This window comes from Cohnella sp. (genome assembly GCF_041641335.1).
Classification (GTDB): domain Bacteria; phylum Bacillota; class Bacilli; order Paenibacillales; family Paenibacillaceae; genus Cohnella.
In genome coordinates this window covers 1-15,905 of sequence record NZ_JBEPYQ010000044.1, presented here as the reverse complement: position 1 = coordinate 15,905, position 15,905 = coordinate 1, and the positions used below count along the sequence as shown (strand labels likewise).

The following is a 15,905-nucleotide window of genomic DNA, read 5'->3' as shown; positions in this document are numbered from 1 at the left end:
ACGTTGCACGCAAAAGCATCCGCACGGTTGCCGGGCGGGTTGAAAAAGTCGTAAGCGACAGTCCATGATGTCCCGGCAGCGCAAAAAGCCGCGTCTCGCTCGGATTCCGAGAAGACGCGGCCGTTGACATAATCGGTCAGCGGTTAAGCGGATTGACGTACATAGGACGGGTGACCGGCCGGTCGTAAGCCCGCTGCTCCGAGTCCAGGAACGAATCGTCGCCGTTCATGACGACGCTCACCTGCGGCACATCGGCCGCCTCGGTCAGCGTAAGCACGAGCGCCTCCATCATGCTCGACGGCATTTCGGACTTGGGCATTCCCGACGCATCCTTCAAGGACACGTTGACCGTATCGGCCATGCGGACGAGCTTCTCGACCGACATGTCCGGCGTCATTACCGCCTGAAGCGATTTCGTATCCTGCGGCCCCGCGATCAACTGCTCAAGCGCCGCCTTGGCGACGTCTTCCTGACGGTTGACGAGCCGCGTGACGGGGACGAAGTAACCTTCTCCTTCGGCGGTTTGGGAAGCGAAATACAGCGTTACGCCCATCGCGTACGTCGGTTGGACGTCCTTGACCTTCTCCAGGTTGATGCCGAGTCCGCGGGTCAAGACGGGATCGACCGGCAAGCCCGAGGAGGGCAGCGAACGGATCGGCTTGCCGCCGACCGACAGCTTCACTTTGTCGATGCCGGGCAGCTCGGTTAACGTCCAGACGAGCGCTTCGATCACCTTCCGTTCCCGCGAGGCCGGAATTCCGGGGAGCGGCGCGGCGAAGTCGACGGATATCGTCTGTTCGGCGGCGTCTTCCGTTACCGAGTTGACCTTGGTCCCTTCCGGCAGCACGGCCGCGAAGCCGGGAGGCAGTTGATCCGCCAGCTGCCTGCTCACGGTCATCCAGGCGATCGCCTTCTTTGCGCCGGAGATCGGGGCGGACCGCTCCCGATCCTGCTCCTGGTCGGCCCGCAGGGACATCGGAGCCAAATATTCGTTGCGGTCAAGCAAATAGACGGTAATCATCTCGCCGGCTTCCGCGATCGCGGACTGTTCGACGCCCTGAATCCACGCCTCCTCCAAATCTTTGGGCGGCGGATCGATGCTCGCCTTATTGGCAACGTCCCCCTTGCCCCCTCCAACTATGCTGCAGGCGGAGAGCAGAGGAACGAGCAGCAGGAGCAGCGCCCATTTTCTCAGCTTGGCCGTGCGGTTCGGTTTCGTTCTCATTGATTAATCCTCCCTCATAATTGGGTCAGACGAATAGGCCGCCGTTCCACCGGAACTCTATTTGTAGTACTATGTATACGAGCCCTCGGTGCAAATATGTTAGTTTGTCCAAACGAGTTCAAACGGAGGCCGGCAGGCTTCGGAAAGAGGTGTTGTTGATGTCCCAACCGAACGTATATCGACTTAACAGCAAGGAAGTCGCACGAGCGACGGAAGAGTGGCTGACCAAACGAGGCGTAACCAAGGAGCAGATCGGACAGCTCGTCATGCTCCTTCAGAAAGATTATTTCCCGGATCTAACGCTTGCCGAATGCGTGGTGAACGTCGAGGCGGTGCTGTCCAAGCGCGAGGTGCAAAATGCGGTATTGACCGGCATCCAGCTCGATATGCTCGCGGAGGAAGGCAAGCTTATGCAGCCCCTGCAGGATATGATCGCCCATGACGAAGGACTGTACGGATGCGATGAAATATTGGCGCTCAGCATTGTGAATGTCTACGGCAGCATTGGCCTGACCAATTTCGGCTATGTCGACAAGCTCAAGCCCGGCGTCCTGAAAAAGCTGAACGACAAGAGCGGCGGAGTTACCCATACTTTCCTCGACGATATCGTCGGCGCCATCGCCGCGTCCGCTTCGAGCCGTATCGCTCACCGCAAGCAGGAAGACCGCGAAGAGTCCGCCTCTGGCGACGGGCAATAAACGAACGGGCCATCCCCTAAGTCGACGAATGACTTAGAGGATGGCCCTTGTTCGTTCTTTGACCCGAAACGAATCAGCTTCGTCCCAGTCGCCAATATTCCGTTTCTTCTCCGGTTGCGTCCGCTCTCCCGGCGCGGACGACCATCCCTTCGGCCTCCATCCGGACGAGGTGGGCGATCGTTTCCGCGAGAGCGAAGCGCAAGTTGTGCGCGTTGTCCCTCAGCCTCGCCCCGAACATCAGTTCGCAAACCTCGAACGCCGTCAGCTCCCGCTCGCCGATCAGCTCCGCCATCTTGTTCATGCGGCGCCCGTGATGGTCGAGCAGTTCGTCGATCCGCTCGCGGAAGCGGGTGAAAGGCGCCCGATGCCCCGGGATTACTTCGCTTACCTCCAGCGCTCTCAGACGCCGCAGGCTGCCCAGGAACGACAGCAGCGGATCGGGATCCCCGCCCGGCATCCAGCCGATATTCGGCGAGATGTCGGTCAGCACCTGATCCCCGCCGATCAGCCGTCCGCTCGTCCGGTCATGGAAGAGCAAGTGCCCCGGAGCATGGCCTTCCCCCCCGTGCACGTCCCATTCGACGCCGCCCATCGAGAACGTCTCGCCCGGAGAGAGGAGCCGCACCTCGCTCGGATGCGGCGACACTTTGGCCCGAAATCCGGTCAGATGCGCCCGCATGGCGTCCTCCAGCTCTCCCGCCAGCCCGTGACGCAGAAAGGCCGCGGTCAGTTGTTCCGAGAACGTCTCTCCGTCCCCCCACAGCCTGTTCGCGTTGCTATGCGCGACCGGAGACATCCAGACCGGAGCTCCGGTGCGCTCCTGAAACCATCCGGCCATGCCGTAATGATCCGGGTGGTGATGGGTAACGACAATGCGCGCGATATCGCCCCATGCCAGACCCCGGCTCCTCATGACCTCTCCCCAGAACGCTTCCGTTTCCTCCAGCCGCAGTCCCGGATCGATCACCGTCCAGCCCGAGTCGCCCTCGGGCAGCAAATAGGCGTTGACCCATTTTAACGAATAAGGAAGCGGCACCTTGACTTGCAGCCAGCCTCCGTCTAATTCCACAATCCGCTCGTTCATCGTCCGCATCTCCCCAGCATAATTAAACGTCTAGTACTCGTCTCCCGGTAAGGGCCGCCTTCGTAATTCCCTTAAACCCGTTCCAGAACGAGGTCTGCCTCGTCCAGCATTCCCTCTCCTCTCTGCATCGGCGCGCTTGACCTCGCGCAGCAGCACCTCGGACAGGTCCAATCCGGTGACGTTATAGCCCAATTTTCCGAGCGCCATCGCATGCCTGCCCATGCCGCAGCCGACGTCCAAGACCGCCGAGCCGGGACGAAGCCCCATCCGACGCGCCATCGCCCCGATTTCCCGCGCCGCGTCGGCTCGGCTTCGATGCCGATAGACGATTTATCATCTTCTCCGAAGCTTTCCCTAAACCAGTCTCGCATGAAACGAAATCCCTTTCGACACTTCTATGCCTTCGGCGGACAGCCTTCGCGCTCGATTTTACGCCCATTCTGCGCCAGTCCCAATCGAAGCGGGGCAATCACCGATGGATAGATGTCCTCATATGATGGAGTATTCTCGCTAGCCCCTGGGAAGGAAGCCTAGAAAGCCTTCTCCGCGACATTCGCAAAGGTGGAAGGAGTACGAAACATGTCCACCCCGAAAATCGACGTCCATGTCGTCAGTTCCGGCATTCTGTCCGACGACGTCCTGATGCTGGGGGAATCCCTGATGAAACAGTGGAGAATACCCGCCCAGCAGCATCTAGCCCTGCAGTTCGGTTCTTTCCGCCATTCCGTCACCGTCGTTCCGGTTCCCCGGTACGAGGGGCTGCGCATCAGCCAGACGCTGGCCCGCCGGATGGGCATCTACTCGGGTATTCCGCTGCGGCTGCTGTATCAGGCCTCGACCCGGACGCTCGCCCTTGGCCCGCTGATCGGCGTGTTGGTCAGCCGGGATCATTCCAATCAGCCGGATAAACCGTTCGGGGATATCACGATGTTCTGCCGCGAGCTGACGGACGCTTGCCGAAGCCAAGGCGCATACGTGTATTTTTTCACTCCGAACGCCATCGGGTCAAGTCTCTCCTCCGTGGAAGGCTGGGTGTACACCAAAAGCTGGCACAGGATATCGCTCCCGGCGCCCGACGTCGTCAACAACCGTCTCACCTCCCGCAAGCTGGAGAACAGACCGATCGTCCAGCAGTTCATGGGAGAGATCAAACGCCGCTTCGGCGCGCACGTGTTCAACGAGAAGTTCCTCGACAAGTCGGAAGTGTTCGACGCGCTCAAGAAAGACATCGGCTTGCAGAAGTACTTGCCGGAATCCCATTCCCTGCATAACTATACGATGCTCAAAAGCATGTGTTCCAGATACAGCACCGTATTTCTTAAGCCGGTAAGGGGCAGTCTCGGCAAAGGCATCATTCGCGTATCCCGTCTCGGCCCGGACAGCTGGCAAGCGTCTTACGCCACCGCCATGGGCACGAAGCGGCAGACGTTCGGCAGTCTGGTGAAGCTGTTCTCCACGCTGGCCGGCAAGATGAAAACCGTCCGTTATCTCATTCAACAAGGGTTGCATTTGATCGAAATCGGGGGACGGCCGGTCGATTACAGGGCGCTCGCGCAGAAAAACGCCAGCGGCAAATGGGCGATCACTTCGATCGTCGCCCGAACGGCGGGGAGCCACCACTTCGTCTCCAACCTGGCCAGGGGCGGCACGCTGTCGACCGTCCGGGAATCCGTCGCCAAGTCCAATCTTCCCGTCCAGTTTCGGGGAGACGCTTCCTTGCGCCTGTCGAGGGCCGCTCTGGACATCGCCAGAGGCATCGATATGTACATTCCCGCGCACTTCGCGGAGCTCGGCATCGATCTCGCGCTGGATACGTCCGGCCGGGTATGGCTGCTCGAGGTGAATTCCAAGCCTTCGAAAAACGACAACACACCGCTTAAGGAAGGAAAAATCCGTCCCTCGGTACGGATGCTGATTCAATATGCCCGGTACATTTCAGGTTTCTGAGGCGGTGCTCGCGCACGCTTCGCCGGCAGAGCTCGGCGTGCTCGTCTGCGAGCGTCAAGGCCGTCCGCCGTTCGCCGAAAGCTGTTACGTCAAGCGTTTGTCCGTCATCGGCAAGAAGCTGGGCATTCGGCTGTTCGCCTTCGCCCCCTGGACGTGGAACCCGCGGGACGATTCCGTCAAGGGATGGACCTGGAACGACAAGCTGCGGGACTGGAAGCCGGCAAGGCGTAAGCTGCCTTCCGTCGTCTACGACCGCGCTTGGCCGGAATCGGAGGAGGAGAAGCTGCGGTATCGGCGTGCCCTGAGGACGATTCAAGCCGCCAAAAGGCTCGTATTCCTCAACGGAATGCTGCCGCATAAAGGAAAAGTCTACGAGATGCTTGCGCGGGATCGCGCTCTGTCGGCTTACTTGCCGCCTACGGCGATCTACGAGGGCGTTCCCTCTCTGGCCTCCTGGCTGCGCAAGCATAACCGATCCGCCTTCCTCAAGCCTGTCGCCGGAAGCCAAGGCAAGCGGGTGCTGGCCTTGGCGCTCCGGCAGGACGGAACGGTCTCGCTGACCGGAAGGGACGACCGCAACCGGCCGATCGCGCGAAGCTGCGCGGACGAGGCGGACGCGCTGCGCAGGATCGATCGCTGGATCGGCGGCAGGATGTATCTGATGCAGCCGATGCTGGATTTGCGAAGCTTCTCCGGAGAGCCTTACGACGTGCGCGCCTTAATGCAGAAAAACCGCAGAGGCAGATGGTCCTTGACCGGTGTCGCCGCCCGAATCGGTTCCCCCACGTCCGTTACGGCCAACCTGCACGGGGGCGGAACGGCCGCTTCGGCCGCCGCCGCGCTCGCCGCGCAGTTCGGAGAACGCCGGGGAAGCGAGCTGCTGGAGGAGATATCCGGACTGTCGTCGTCGATCGCCTCGCGTCTGGAACAAACTTTTGGGAGATTCGCCGAAATCGGTTTGGACTTCGGAATAGAACGGAGCGGCAAGCTTTGGTTTCTCGAAGCCAACTCCAAGCCCGGTCGCGCCGCCATGGGCTCCGCCGGCGAAGAAGCAGCGGCGGCAGCGGCGGAGCAGCCTCTGTCCTATGCCAAATCCATCTTGCTTCGACTTGCGACAACCGACGCGCGGCGACCGCCGCAGGGTAGCGGTTGCGCTTCACCTGGGAGGGTAATTCATGAGTTTGACCATCTGTAACGTCCATTTCACACAGCAGCCGGAACGTATCGTATGGTTCTCCAGTCCGCTTGCGAAGCTGCTCAAGCTGGGCGGACGTAAATCGGTCAATGTCAAGCTCGGCAAAGACGTCGTGCCCGCCACGGTTCGAACCATCAAACGCAAAGGTAATCACATCTACATGTCGGCGGGGCTCCGCCGTTCCGTCCGCATTCCGAAATCGGGCAGCGTTTATCTCGCTGGGGAAGAAGGGGATGACATTCAGCTGGGCCCTCTGATCGGAGTTCTGACCGACAGCGGAACCCGCTCCTCCGCGGCCCCGTTCGGAGAGCGGACCGGCTTCGTCAGGCAGCTGCTGGGCCTCGGCCAGAAACGCGCTTACATGTTCGCCTTTACGCCTCGGGACATCAACTGGCAGCAAGAAACGATTCACGGCTGGTTTCTCGACGGAGGAGGAGGCTGGACGCGGCGCGTCGTGCCGCTTCCCGACGTCATCTACAACCGACTGCCGAGCAGGCGGGCGGAGACGGGCGCAACGATTACGTCGCTTCGCGAACGTTTTATCCGCAAGAAGATTCCGTTCTTCAACTGGAGCTTCTTCAACAAAGCCGACGTCTACAAGCTGCTCGACAACGATCCGGAGGCGCTCCGCCATTTGCCCGAATCCGTCAACAATCCGTCCCCCGAGAAAATCAAGGAGCTGCTGGAGAAGCATCAATTCCTGTATTACAAGCCGAGCGCGGGAAGTCTGGGGGCCGGCATCTACAGGCTGACCTACCACCCCCGCAAGGGCTACTTCATCCGCTACCGCAGAAGCGGCGGCAACGTGCTGCTTCGCTTCAGCACCTTCGGCAGCTTGATGAAGATGCTGAAGACAAGACACGGAAGCAGCTTGAACAATTATGTCGCCCAGCAAGGCATCCGCCTCGTCGAAATCGACAATTGTCCGATCGACTTCCGGTTTCACATGCATAAGGACGGCCGCAACGAATGGGTCGTCGCCGGCATCGGCGCCAAGAAAGCCGGACGAGGCAGCGTCACGACGCATATCAAAAACGGAGGCTCGCTCATGACGCCCGAGCAGGCGCTCGGCCGAACGTTCGGAGCGCGTTCGGAAGAAGTGCTGAAGGAAGCCAAGACGGTCGCCGTCCGGCTGTCCGAAGCGATCGAACGCAACTATTCGCACCAGCTCGGCGAGCTCGGCCTCGATATCGGCATCGACCGCGAAGGCGACGTATGGATGTTCGAAGCGAACGCCAAGCCGGGCAGATCGATCTTCAAGCATCCCGCCTTGAAGGATCAGGGCAAAGCTTCGCTGGAATACATTCTCGAGCACTGCCTCTATCTAAGTAAATTCCGCAGGAGGGATGAATCTTGACGATTCCTAAATCTCTCTCGACCAAATCAGGCGTAATGGAAGCGACGGCCGACAAGCCGGTCGTCGCGATCCTTACGATCGAAGACGATATTCAACTGTTTCGGGGCAATCGGGGCAACTTCGCGGATTTGATCCAGACCGGGCAGCAGATGGGCATTCTCACTTATGTCGTGACCGTAAAAAATTTGAAGCTTCAAGCGCACAAGGTGCTCGGCTTCACTTACCGCGAATCGGACGAAACGTGGGTGCAAGCGTGGTTCCCTCGCCCTCACATCGTGTACAACCGGATTCCTCAGCGGGAAGACGAGCGATTGCCAAGGGTGAAGAAGAAGCTGTCCGCCCTGGCGAAGCAGCCCGACATCCGGCTGTTCAACCGGCGTTTCTTCAACAAGTGGTCGCTGTTCCAGTGGCTGAACGAGAGCAAGGCGACAAAGCCCTATATTCCGGAAACGAAAAAGCTGACCGACTCTCTCGTCCTGAGCGGCCTGCTCAAAAAGCACCGTCTTCTCTACCTCAAGCCAGTACGCGGAAAAGCCGGCGTCGGCATTATGACCGTAACCGTACAGCCGGAAAAGAAGCTGCCCTATCGCCTGCAAATCCAGGAAGAGAAAGGCAGCCGGACTTTCCGCGCGGGGACGATGAGAAGACTGTGGGACCGCGTCTCCCGGCAATCGGAACGATTGGGAGAACCGTACATCGTCCAGCAGGGCATTTCGCTGGCGAGCGTAAACAACCGGCCGTTCGACCTGAGGGCGCTCGTGCAGAAAAACGGCGTCGGCCAATGGGAACTGTCCGGCATCGGCGCCCGAGTCGCCGGCGATTCCAGCATTACGACCCACGTGCCGCGGGGAGGCTACATCGACGAGCCGGAAAAGCTGCTCGTATCGGTGTTCGGTCAGGAGAAAGCCGGCAAGGTGCTCGGGAAGGTCAAGGGCACGACGATTACGCTGGCCAAGCAAATCGAACGCTCCGCGCACAGCCGGCTGTGCGAAATGTCGATGGACCTCGGCGTGGATACGACCGGCCATGTCTGGTTTTTCGAAGCGAACTCCAAGCCGATGAAATTCGACGAACCGCATATTCGCAACAAGTCGCTGGAGCGCATTTTCCAATACAGTCTCTACTTGCACCGGCTGAAGCACGAATCTAGGGGAGGCGTGGCCACGTGACATCGAACAAAGCACCTGCTTTTGCTCAGGGCTTCAGCACGCCGCCGGCCGCCGCTTCCCCCGGCGGAGGTGAACGGCCGTGCGACAGCCCGCGCTTGGCATACTGACTCTCTATTTGAACGAATCGAAGGCGTTGGAAGAACGGCCAGTTTACGAGAAGATGATCGCGGCGGGCAAGCGGATCGGCCTGTCCGTCTTCGTATTTACGCCGCAGGACGTTGACGATGCCAAAGGGCTTATCCGCGCCCAACTGTACAACGCGGAGACGAAGAAATGGAGCCGGCGCTGGGTTCGCTTCCCTAGCGTCATCTACGACCGCTGCCGGATTCAGAAGAGCTACCGCTTCGAGCAATTGCTCGCCTTCCGCAAGCGCTACTCCCATCTTCATTTTCTCAACCGGCCTCTTCGCAACAAATGGACCGTCTACCGCACGCTGAGCAAAGTTCCGGCCTTCCGCGCGCACTTGCCGACTACGAAGCTGTACCAGTCTCCGGAGGACGTCTCTCTCCTGCTGAAGAGATATCCGACCGTCTACCTGAAGCCGATCAACGGAACCGGGGGAAGGGGCATTCTGCGCATCGAACGCGCGCGGGACGGCACTTTGCTGCTGCAAGGGCGCAATCATTCGCGGTCGATCGTCCAGCCCAGGCATATTTCGCGCGGCCGCCTGGCGTCCGCTCTGGAAAGCTGGGATAAGAAGGGGAATCGCTACATCGTGCAGCAGGGGTTGAACATCAAGCTGCCAAGCGGCAGGGTGCACGACTATCGGATGCTCGTGCAGAAAAACGGTTCCGGCGTATGGGAGGTGACCGGCTGCGCGGGACGGATCGGCCCTCTTCGCAGCATCACCTCCAACCTGCACGGCGGGGGCGAAGCGGCGTCGATGAACGATCTGCTGCGGCAATGGATCGGCAGCGAGAATGATATCCGACAAATCCGCCAGACGGCGGAAACGTTCGGAGTCGACGTGGCGCGCCACCTGGAAGCGACTTACGGGGCGCTGTGCGAGCTGGCGCTCGATCTGGCCATCGACAGAAACGGAAGAATCTGGCTGATCGAGGTTAATCCGAAGCCTTCGCGGGAAGTGTTCCAGCAAGCGGGGGAACGGGACGTGTACCGCAAGGCGATCGTGCGCCCGATCGAATACGCGCTGTGGGCTTACCGGGAGAAGCGCGGCTTGCGCGCCCCGAAAGCGCCGCCGGGCGTCTCCGCCGGCCCCGGAGCGATTGCGGAGCATCGCTCGTCCTCGGAAGCCGAAGAAGCCGACGCCCCTTACGGTTTGTCTACGTAAGGAGGCGCCGGCTCCATTCGACGCTCAGTGCCTCCCGGCTCCCGCGGCCGCTACTGAGCGTCGAATGGAACCAGCAGCTTCTGGTTTTCTTTCATGTACATATTCTCCTTCGTAATCAGCTCCGACCTGGTATCGATAAGCGGCTCCGCCTTCCTGCCGCGGGCGCGTACCTCTCCCGCGTGAAGCTCCAATCGGCATGATTTAAGGCGCGCCATTTTACGATGACGGGCGGTATTTGTCCTACGCGAACGATGCCGGTCGATCATACATTGTGGGGATCCAGCAAATAAATTACGCGAGCAGGTGTTCATAAAAAGATGCGCATTCTGATCGTCGCCCCGGAACAAATTCCCGTCCCTCCGCCGCTTGGCGGATCAGTCGAAATTACGATTTTGGCTCTGGCCAAGCAGCTCGCGAGGAACCATCGCGTCACGATCGTCAGCCGGACTTATTCCCTTTATCCCCGTCATTCCGTCGTCGGCGGCGTCCATATTTACAGATTGCCTTCCGGCAGTCCGGCGACCTACCTGTCCCATGTCAGGAAACTCATCCGGGGAAAAAGCTTCGATCTCGTGCAGATCGACAACCGCCCCCGCTTCGTCGGGCCGATCAAGCGCATGCTCCCCGGCGTTCCGGTCTCGCTCTTCCTGCATTCCTTGACATTCGTCTCCGCCCCCTACGCGACTCGTTCTGCCGCGGCCGCCGGACTCTCCCGGGCCAACGTCGTCATCGCCAACAGCTCTTCGTTGAAGCGCCAGCTTGCCTCCCGGTTTCCGCGCTCGTCGGGCAAAATTCGCAAAGTGTGGCTCGGCGTGGATACGCGCAGGTTCAAGCCTTCAAGATCGCGGGGCGCAGGACGCCCGTTCGCCGTGCTGTTCGCCGGCCGGGTCATTCCGCGCAAAGGCGTGCCCGTTCTTCTGAAGGCGATCAAGCTCGCGCGGAAGTCCGCGGGGCGGCCCATTCGCGCGATCATCGCGGGCAGTTCCCCACGGCCGCGCTATATGAGGCGCATGCGCTCGCTTGCCCGCAAACTCCGCGTGAACGCCCGGTTTCTCGGAACCGTTCCGCATCGCCGCATCCATCGCGTGTTTCGCCAAGCGGACGTATTCGTCTGCCCTTCGCAGAAACATGAGGCGTTCGGGCTGGTGAACGTGGAAGCGATGGCTTCCGGCGTGCCGGTCATCGCTTCGGCGAACGGCGGCATCAAGGAGATTGTGCGGCACAACCGCAACGGAATTCTCGTTCGTCGTTACCGCAAGCCGAAGGCGTTCGCTGCCGCGATCGCAAAGCTGGCAGGCAATAACGCCGTGCGAATGCGCATGGCAAGAACGGCCCGCAGGGACTGCGTGCGTAAGTTCGGCTGGCGGGCTTCCGCCGCCAAACTGGGCCGGATCTACGCCTCGAAAACGTAGACGGCTCCCGCAGACAAGCAAAAACGCCTTCGGCGTCCTCTCGTCAAGCAAAATCCCGGCCCCCTTCGCATACGCGATGGAGACCGGGATTTTTAGGGTAACGCCGCTTTATTTTCGCCCATAGGCTTTCGCATACCGCCGGATTCTCTGGAAGATCGACGGATCGGGCAGCTTTCTGAAAATATAAGGATCCGGGCTCGTATTGACTTCGATGATCCACGGCTTCAGCGTTCGGTCCAGGCCGATGTCGACGCCGACCTCGCAGACGCCGGGATACCGCCGCCGCAGCGCCTTTCCCGCTTTGATGCCGATTCGCTCAAGCGTCCGGATCGTTCTGTCCGCTGAGCTCTTGCCCGTATGGCCGGCTAGCAGACGATTGACCGGAACCAGCTTGCCTCCGCTGTGATAATTGGTCACGATTTTGCCGGGAGCCGCCACCCTGCCGATCATTCCGGTCGTCCGCCACGTCTTGCGCGGCGTCCATTGGGCCATCACGCGCAGGTCGAACGCGCGTCCATTGTGTTTAAGCAGGCGGATGCCCCGCTGAATCAAGTACTTCCTACCTCTGATCTTGCGGCGAAGCGCCTCGGCCATCCGAGCGCAGGAGGAATACGCCCGTTGCCGCCTTCCCGTCCTCAGAAGGCAGCGTCCGCCAGCGGTTCGCTCCGCCCGCATGACGCCTTTGCCATGGGTGCCGGATTCCGGCTTGACGTAGACCATCCCGTAGCGCTTAAGCTTTCTGCCCAGCTCCCGTCCTCCGAATCGGACCGTCTCGGGAACGAGTCGTCTGAGCGAAGCGCTGTCCATTATCGCCGCGGTTTTCTTCCATTTGCTGCTCACATGACGGGGCACGCGGCACCTCCTCGGAATCAGAATGCGAACATCCGATTCCAGTGTATGAGCAGCCGGCGCCGCAGGGGACAAAAACAGGCGATAATCGATATGGCTCGTGCATCCCGGTAAGAGGAGCGTCCCCGGTTAGCCCGGTCGATCGACCGAATTTAATTCGCCGTCGCTTGCGAGACGACCGCATGCGCGATCTCCACGCGGTTGCGGCCTTGATGCTTCGCCCGATACAGAGCTTCGTCCGCCACGCGGAACAACTGCTCGGCACTGCTCGCGAACCCCGGATAATGGGCCGCCCCGATCGACAGCGTCACTTTGCCGCCCGTCGGTCCGTCCGTCTCCGCCATATGCCGGCGAATGCGTTCGGCGGCTTCCAGAGCGGATTCGAACCGGTCGTCGGGCAAGAGGACGATGAACTCTTCCCCGCCGAACCTGCAGATCACGTTGTCTTCCTTAAGCAGCTTGCGCAAGCTGCTCGCCAGAAACTTGAGCACCTCGTCCCCTACGTCGTGGCCGTAAGTATCGTTCACGTTTTTGAAATGATCCAGGTCCATCACGAGAAGGGAGAACGGATTCCCCTTGGCAATCCAGCTGCCGATAAATTTGTCCATCGTCCTGCGGTTGAACAATCCCGTGAGCGGATCGGTCTGGGCTTCCTGCGACAGGCTGTCGAACTGGTAGCGGAAGTGGCGAACCGCTCTGCCGAACGCCTTGTGAAGCTCGTTCGCCTCGTAGCTCAGCCCGTGAATTCGCGGCAGTTCGTCCGCTCCGCTGTTCGTCGGGGAGAGCATCGATGCGAATTTCGTCAGCTTGACGAAAGGCTCGGACAGCTTGCGTACGACCAAGGTGATCACAATGACGAAAAGAACCAGAGCCGGCAGCATATATACGATAATCGTCGTAATTAGCTTCCGCGCCGATTGCAGTACGGATTCCGCAGGCGTCTGAGCGACGATGCCCCAGCCGGCGTTGCCTATCGGCGCGTAGCTGGCAAGCACGTCGACGCCTCTCGTGTTGACGATTCTCTTCGATCCGCTTAATCCGGAAATCACGCTCGAGACGACCGAATTGCCGGTCACCTTCTCCCCGATTCGCTCCGAATCCGGATGATACAGCAGCACGCCGTTCGAACTGACCACGTAGGCGTACGAGCCGTCCGATGCGTTCGGTACGCTGCCCAGCACCGTCTGGAAAATATTCGTCTCGTGCAGCCGGATCGATCCTCCGATAAACCCGATATAGTTGCCGGAAGCGTCGTGCAGAGGGGCGCTGACCATCACGATCAGCTTGTTCGTCACCGAGCTTATGTACGGCTCGGAGACAAGCGGCTTCTGCTCCCGGATCGCCTGCGTCGGACCTTCCGAGAGCAGCTTGCTGCCCAGCGCCGAAGGCAGATTCGAAGCGGCGAGCAAAATGCCTTCCTTGTCGACGATAAACACGGAATTGAAGAAAGAGCTGCCCTCTTGAAACAGCATAAGCTGGTCTTCCAAATCCGCGCGCGACAGATCGGAGGATAGAAATTCTCCCGTTGTCGCCAGGCTGTTCATCATATGCTGAAAAATAAAGTTCGTCGTTTCGGCGATTTTGTCCGCATACGTCTCGTTTAATTGGAACGTCAAACGAAACAGCGATCTCTTCTCGTTCTGGTAAGCCACCAACGATATAATGACGACCGTCGCCAACACCGTCGCCATGACGATTGCGTTTACTGTCAACCTTAACTTAAAGCCTCTGTTTTTATGCATATCCTTGGACCCCTATAGTTCTCTTTGCTCATTTATTCGACACAAAGCTACATCTTTCCTTGTGCCGCGCGCAAATCTTCATTTTCCTTTTGTTGTCGGAAACGCCCCGGATCGGCAATAGGCCCGGAACGGGCAACGGCGGCGCAGGGAATCGTCCCTTCGCGCCGCCGATGTCAGCCTCTATCCGGTTATGACGTTATGAGTCGTTCCCTGAGTCCTTGTCGATGGAATTATCGCCTTGGGCCAGCTTGCGCAGCCATTGATTGACGTCTACTCCTGTAAGCGCGCCGACCGTCTCCGGCATCTTCGCCAGCAGATCGGTCACGTAGCCCGTCACCTTGCCCGCTCCGCCGTTCGGTCCCCCGCTTCCTCCGTCGACGATGACGATCTTCTCCGTCTTCGAGAGCGGCTCCGCGATCGCACGGGCGATCTCTGGGAACTTCTGGACGATCAGCTCGATGACCGCCGCCTCTCCGTACTTGCGCAGCGCGTCCGCGATCTTGTCCTTCGCTTCCGCTTCGGCAAGACCCTTGAGCCGAATGACGTCGGCTTCGGCCGTACCTTCCGCGCGTTCCTTGTCCGCATTGGCGTTACCCGCCAATCTCACGGCTTCCGCCTCCGCTCTCGCCTTCGCTTCGATCTGGTAACGGTCCGCTTCAGCCCGCTGCTCCTGCGCGAAACGCTCGGCTTCGGCCTGCTTCTTCACCGTCGCCACCAGTTCCCGTTCGCGGCGTTCGATCTCCTTGGCTTCCAGCTCGATCTGCTTCTCGCGCTCGATGACCTGGATTTGCATTTCTTCGGCTTTGACCGATTGAAGCGTCTTCGCTTCCTGAAGCTTATAGGACTGATCGGCTTCCGCCTTTCTCATGTCCTGCTCCCGCTTGAACTCGGCCTTCTTCACTTCCATTTGCTTATGCGCTTCGGCGATGTTCGTCTCGGCCGTAAATTCCGCCTTCTTGCCTTCCTCCAGCGCTTTCGACTTGGCGATCTGCTCGTCCCGGTAGGCGTTCGCCTTGGCGATCTCGGCGTCCCGCTTGACAGACGCGATCTGCGGTTGGCCTAGCGCGTCCAGGTAACCGTTCTTGTCCCGGACGTCGCGAATGGTGAACGAGACGATCTGCAAGCCCATTTTGTTTAGATCGCTGGCCGCGACTTCCTGCACGTTTCTGGCGAATTCTTCGCGGTTTTTGTAGACATCCTCCACCGTCATCGTGCCGAGAATGGCGCGAAGATGTCCTTCCATCGTCTGTGTCGCGATGCCCTTGAGCTCTGCCTCCGGTTTGCCGAGAAATTGTTCCGCGGCGGTCGCCATCGATTCCAGATCGCCTTTGATTTTGATCTGGGCGACGCCCTCCACCATAACCGGAACCCCATGCATCGTATAGACTTCAGGGGTATGTACGTCGACCGTCTGCACTTGCAGCGACAGGAACGACGCTTCCTGCACGACCGGCCAGACGAACGTTCCTCCCGCCTTCACGATCTTCATCCCGTCGCGCGTCAGCGCACCGGTGACGATCATCGCCTGGTCCGCTTTCACCGTGCGGTATCTCGATGCGAATACGACGATCAGCAAAATAATGACGAGCACAATGCCTACCGGAATGTACAAGGTTGCGTCCATCTATCTATCCATCCCTCTCTTTTTATTGATTTGCGCAGCCGCGCTTATGCCTCTTCCACGACGAAGGTACCGGCAATCTCGTCCAGGATTCTGACCTGGGCCCCTTGCCGGATCGAAATCCCTCCAGAAGCTTTGGCTGGAGCGCTGTGCCTAGTTCCTCCCTGCTCGTAGACGATTTCTCCCAGCCTCGAGCCTTCGATGGACGTGGCGACTTCCGCAAGCGATCCGATCATCTGCTTCGCGGACCTTGCGCTCCCTTTTTGCGCCGCCTGCAAGGGGATTACGACCAGAAACAGCACGACCGAGGAAACG

Annotated in this window: 14 protein-coding genes; 7 read left to right on the top strand and 7 right to left on the bottom strand. The window is 59.7% G+C overall.

The window, feature by feature from the left end; all coding sequences use genetic code 11:
• Positions 1-136: 136 nt before the first annotated feature.
• Positions 137-1,225, bottom strand: a complete 1,089-nt coding sequence (locus ACESLM_RS15680; RefSeq protein ID WP_372632520.1) for a GerMN domain-containing protein — start codon at positions 1,223-1,225, stop codon at positions 137-139.
• Positions 1,226-1,383: 158 nt separating this feature from the next.
• Between ACESLM_RS15680 and ACESLM_RS15675 the strand changes: the two genes are divergently transcribed.
• Positions 1,384-1,923, top strand: coding sequence for a phosphatidylglycerophosphatase A family protein (locus ACESLM_RS15675; RefSeq protein ID WP_372632519.1), 540 nt, complete (start codon positions 1,384-1,386; stop codon positions 1,921-1,923).
• Positions 1,924-1,996: 73 nt separating this feature from the next.
• Here ACESLM_RS15675 and ACESLM_RS15670 read toward each other — a convergent pair whose 3' ends face one another.
• Positions 1,997-3,007 (bottom strand): MBL fold metallo-hydrolase, encoded by a 1,011-nt coding sequence (locus tag ACESLM_RS15670; protein WP_372632518.1) that lies wholly within the window; start codon positions 3,005-3,007, stop codon positions 1,997-1,999.
• Positions 3,008-3,037: 30 nt separating this feature from the next.
• On the bottom strand, positions 3,038-3,286 hold the full coding sequence (locus ACESLM_RS15665; RefSeq protein ID WP_372632517.1) for an SAM-dependent methyltransferase: 249 nt from the start codon (positions 3,284-3,286) through the stop codon (positions 3,038-3,040).
• A 300-nt stretch (positions 3,287-3,586) separates the two neighbouring features.
• On the opposite strand from ACESLM_RS15665, the gene ACESLM_RS15660 reads away from it, so the two are divergent.
• The 6 genes from ACESLM_RS15660 to ACESLM_RS15635 all read left to right on the top strand — a co-directional run bounded on the left by ACESLM_RS15660 (position 3,587) and on the right by ACESLM_RS15635 (position 11,378).
• A complete protein-coding gene (locus tag ACESLM_RS15660) occupies positions 3,587-4,954 on the top strand; it encodes a YheC/YheD family endospore coat-associated protein (RefSeq protein WP_372632516.1) in 1,368 nt (455 codons plus the stop codon).
• Complete coding sequence (locus ACESLM_RS15655; protein ID WP_372632515.1) at positions 4,929-6,149, top strand: YheC/YheD family endospore coat-associated protein; 1,221 nt, start codon at positions 4,929-4,931, stop codon at positions 6,147-6,149. The genes ACESLM_RS15660 and ACESLM_RS15655 overlap by 26 nt, the downstream gene beginning before the upstream one ends.
• Positions 6,130-7,506 carry a YheC/YheD family protein gene (locus ACESLM_RS15650; protein ID WP_372632514.1) on the top strand — a complete coding sequence of 459 codons (1,377 nt, stop codon included), beginning with the start codon at positions 6,130-6,132 and terminating at the stop codon, positions 7,504-7,506. The genes ACESLM_RS15655 and ACESLM_RS15650 overlap by 20 nt, the downstream gene beginning before the upstream one ends.
• The gene (locus ACESLM_RS15645; RefSeq protein WP_369827064.1) at positions 7,503-8,675 is read left to right on the top strand and encodes a YheC/YheD family endospore coat-associated protein; all 1,173 of its coding nucleotides are present in this window, start codon (positions 7,503-7,505) and stop codon (positions 8,673-8,675) included. Before ACESLM_RS15650 ends, ACESLM_RS15645 begins: the two co-directional genes overlap by 4 nt.
• A 79-nt stretch (positions 8,676-8,754) precedes the next feature.
• Positions 8,755-9,966 carry a YheC/YheD family endospore coat-associated protein gene (locus ACESLM_RS15640; RefSeq protein WP_372632513.1) on the top strand — a complete coding sequence of 404 codons (1,212 nt, stop codon included), beginning with the start codon at positions 8,755-8,757 and terminating at the stop codon, positions 9,964-9,966.
• Between the two features lie 317 nt (positions 9,967-10,283).
• A complete protein-coding gene (locus ACESLM_RS15635; protein WP_372632512.1) occupies positions 10,284-11,378 on the top strand; it encodes a glycosyltransferase family 4 protein in 1,095 nt (364 codons plus the stop codon).
• 108 nt (positions 11,379-11,486) lie between these two features.
• Here the strand turns inward: ACESLM_RS15635 and ACESLM_RS15630 are convergent, their stop codons facing one another.
• From ACESLM_RS15630 to ACESLM_RS15615, 4 genes are all read right to left on the bottom strand, one after another.
• Positions 11,487-12,230, bottom strand: coding sequence for a YheC/YheD family protein (locus tag ACESLM_RS15630; RefSeq protein ID WP_372632511.1), 744 nt, complete (start codon positions 12,228-12,230; stop codon positions 11,487-11,489).
• Between the two features lie 149 nt (positions 12,231-12,379).
• Positions 12,380-13,969: a sensor domain-containing diguanylate cyclase gene (locus ACESLM_RS15625; protein ID WP_372632510.1), complete on the bottom strand. Its 1,590-nt coding sequence runs from the start codon at positions 13,967-13,969 to the stop codon at positions 12,380-12,382.
• Between the two features lie 196 nt (positions 13,970-14,165).
• A complete protein-coding gene (locus ACESLM_RS15620) occupies positions 14,166-15,593 on the bottom strand; it encodes a flotillin family protein (RefSeq protein WP_372632509.1) in 1,428 nt (475 codons plus the stop codon).
• 44 nt (positions 15,594-15,637) lie between these two features.
• On the bottom strand, positions 15,638-15,905 hold a 268-nt coding region (locus ACESLM_RS15615; RefSeq protein WP_372632508.1), incomplete at its 5' end, for a hypothetical protein.

Coding starts and splice junctions, on each gene's coding strand:
- ACESLM_RS15665 (WP_372632517.1), bottom strand. CDS start 3,286: ATGGCGCGTCGGATGGGGCTTCGTCCCGGCTCGGCGGTCTTGGACGTC.
- ACESLM_RS15660 (WP_372632516.1), top strand. CDS start 3,587: ATGTCCACCCCGAAAATCGACGTCCATGTCGTCAGTTCCGGCATTCTG.
- ACESLM_RS15625 (WP_372632510.1), bottom strand. CDS start 13,969: ATGCATAAAAACAGAGGCTTTAAGTTAAGGTTGACAGTAAACGCAATC.
- ACESLM_RS15680 (WP_372632520.1), bottom strand. CDS start 1,225: ATGAGAACGAAACCGAACCGCACGGCCAAGCTGAGAAAATGGGCGCTG.
- ACESLM_RS15675 (WP_372632519.1), top strand. CDS start 1,384: ATGTCCCAACCGAACGTATATCGACTTAACAGCAAGGAAGTCGCACGA.
- ACESLM_RS15635 (WP_372632512.1), top strand. CDS start 10,284: ATGCGCATTCTGATCGTCGCCCCGGAACAAATTCCCGTCCCTCCGCCG.
- ACESLM_RS15620 (WP_372632509.1), bottom strand. CDS start 15,593: ATGGACGCAACCTTGTACATTCCGGTAGGCATTGTGCTCGTCATTATT.
- ACESLM_RS15670 (WP_372632518.1), bottom strand. CDS start 3,007: ATGAACGAGCGGATTGTGGAATTAGACGGAGGCTGGCTGCAAGTCAAG.
- ACESLM_RS15650 (WP_372632514.1), top strand. CDS start 6,130: ATGAGTTTGACCATCTGTAACGTCCATTTCACACAGCAGCCGGAACGT.
- ACESLM_RS15655 (WP_372632515.1), top strand. CDS start 4,929: ATGCCCGGTACATTTCAGGTTTCTGAGGCGGTGCTCGCGCACGCTTCG.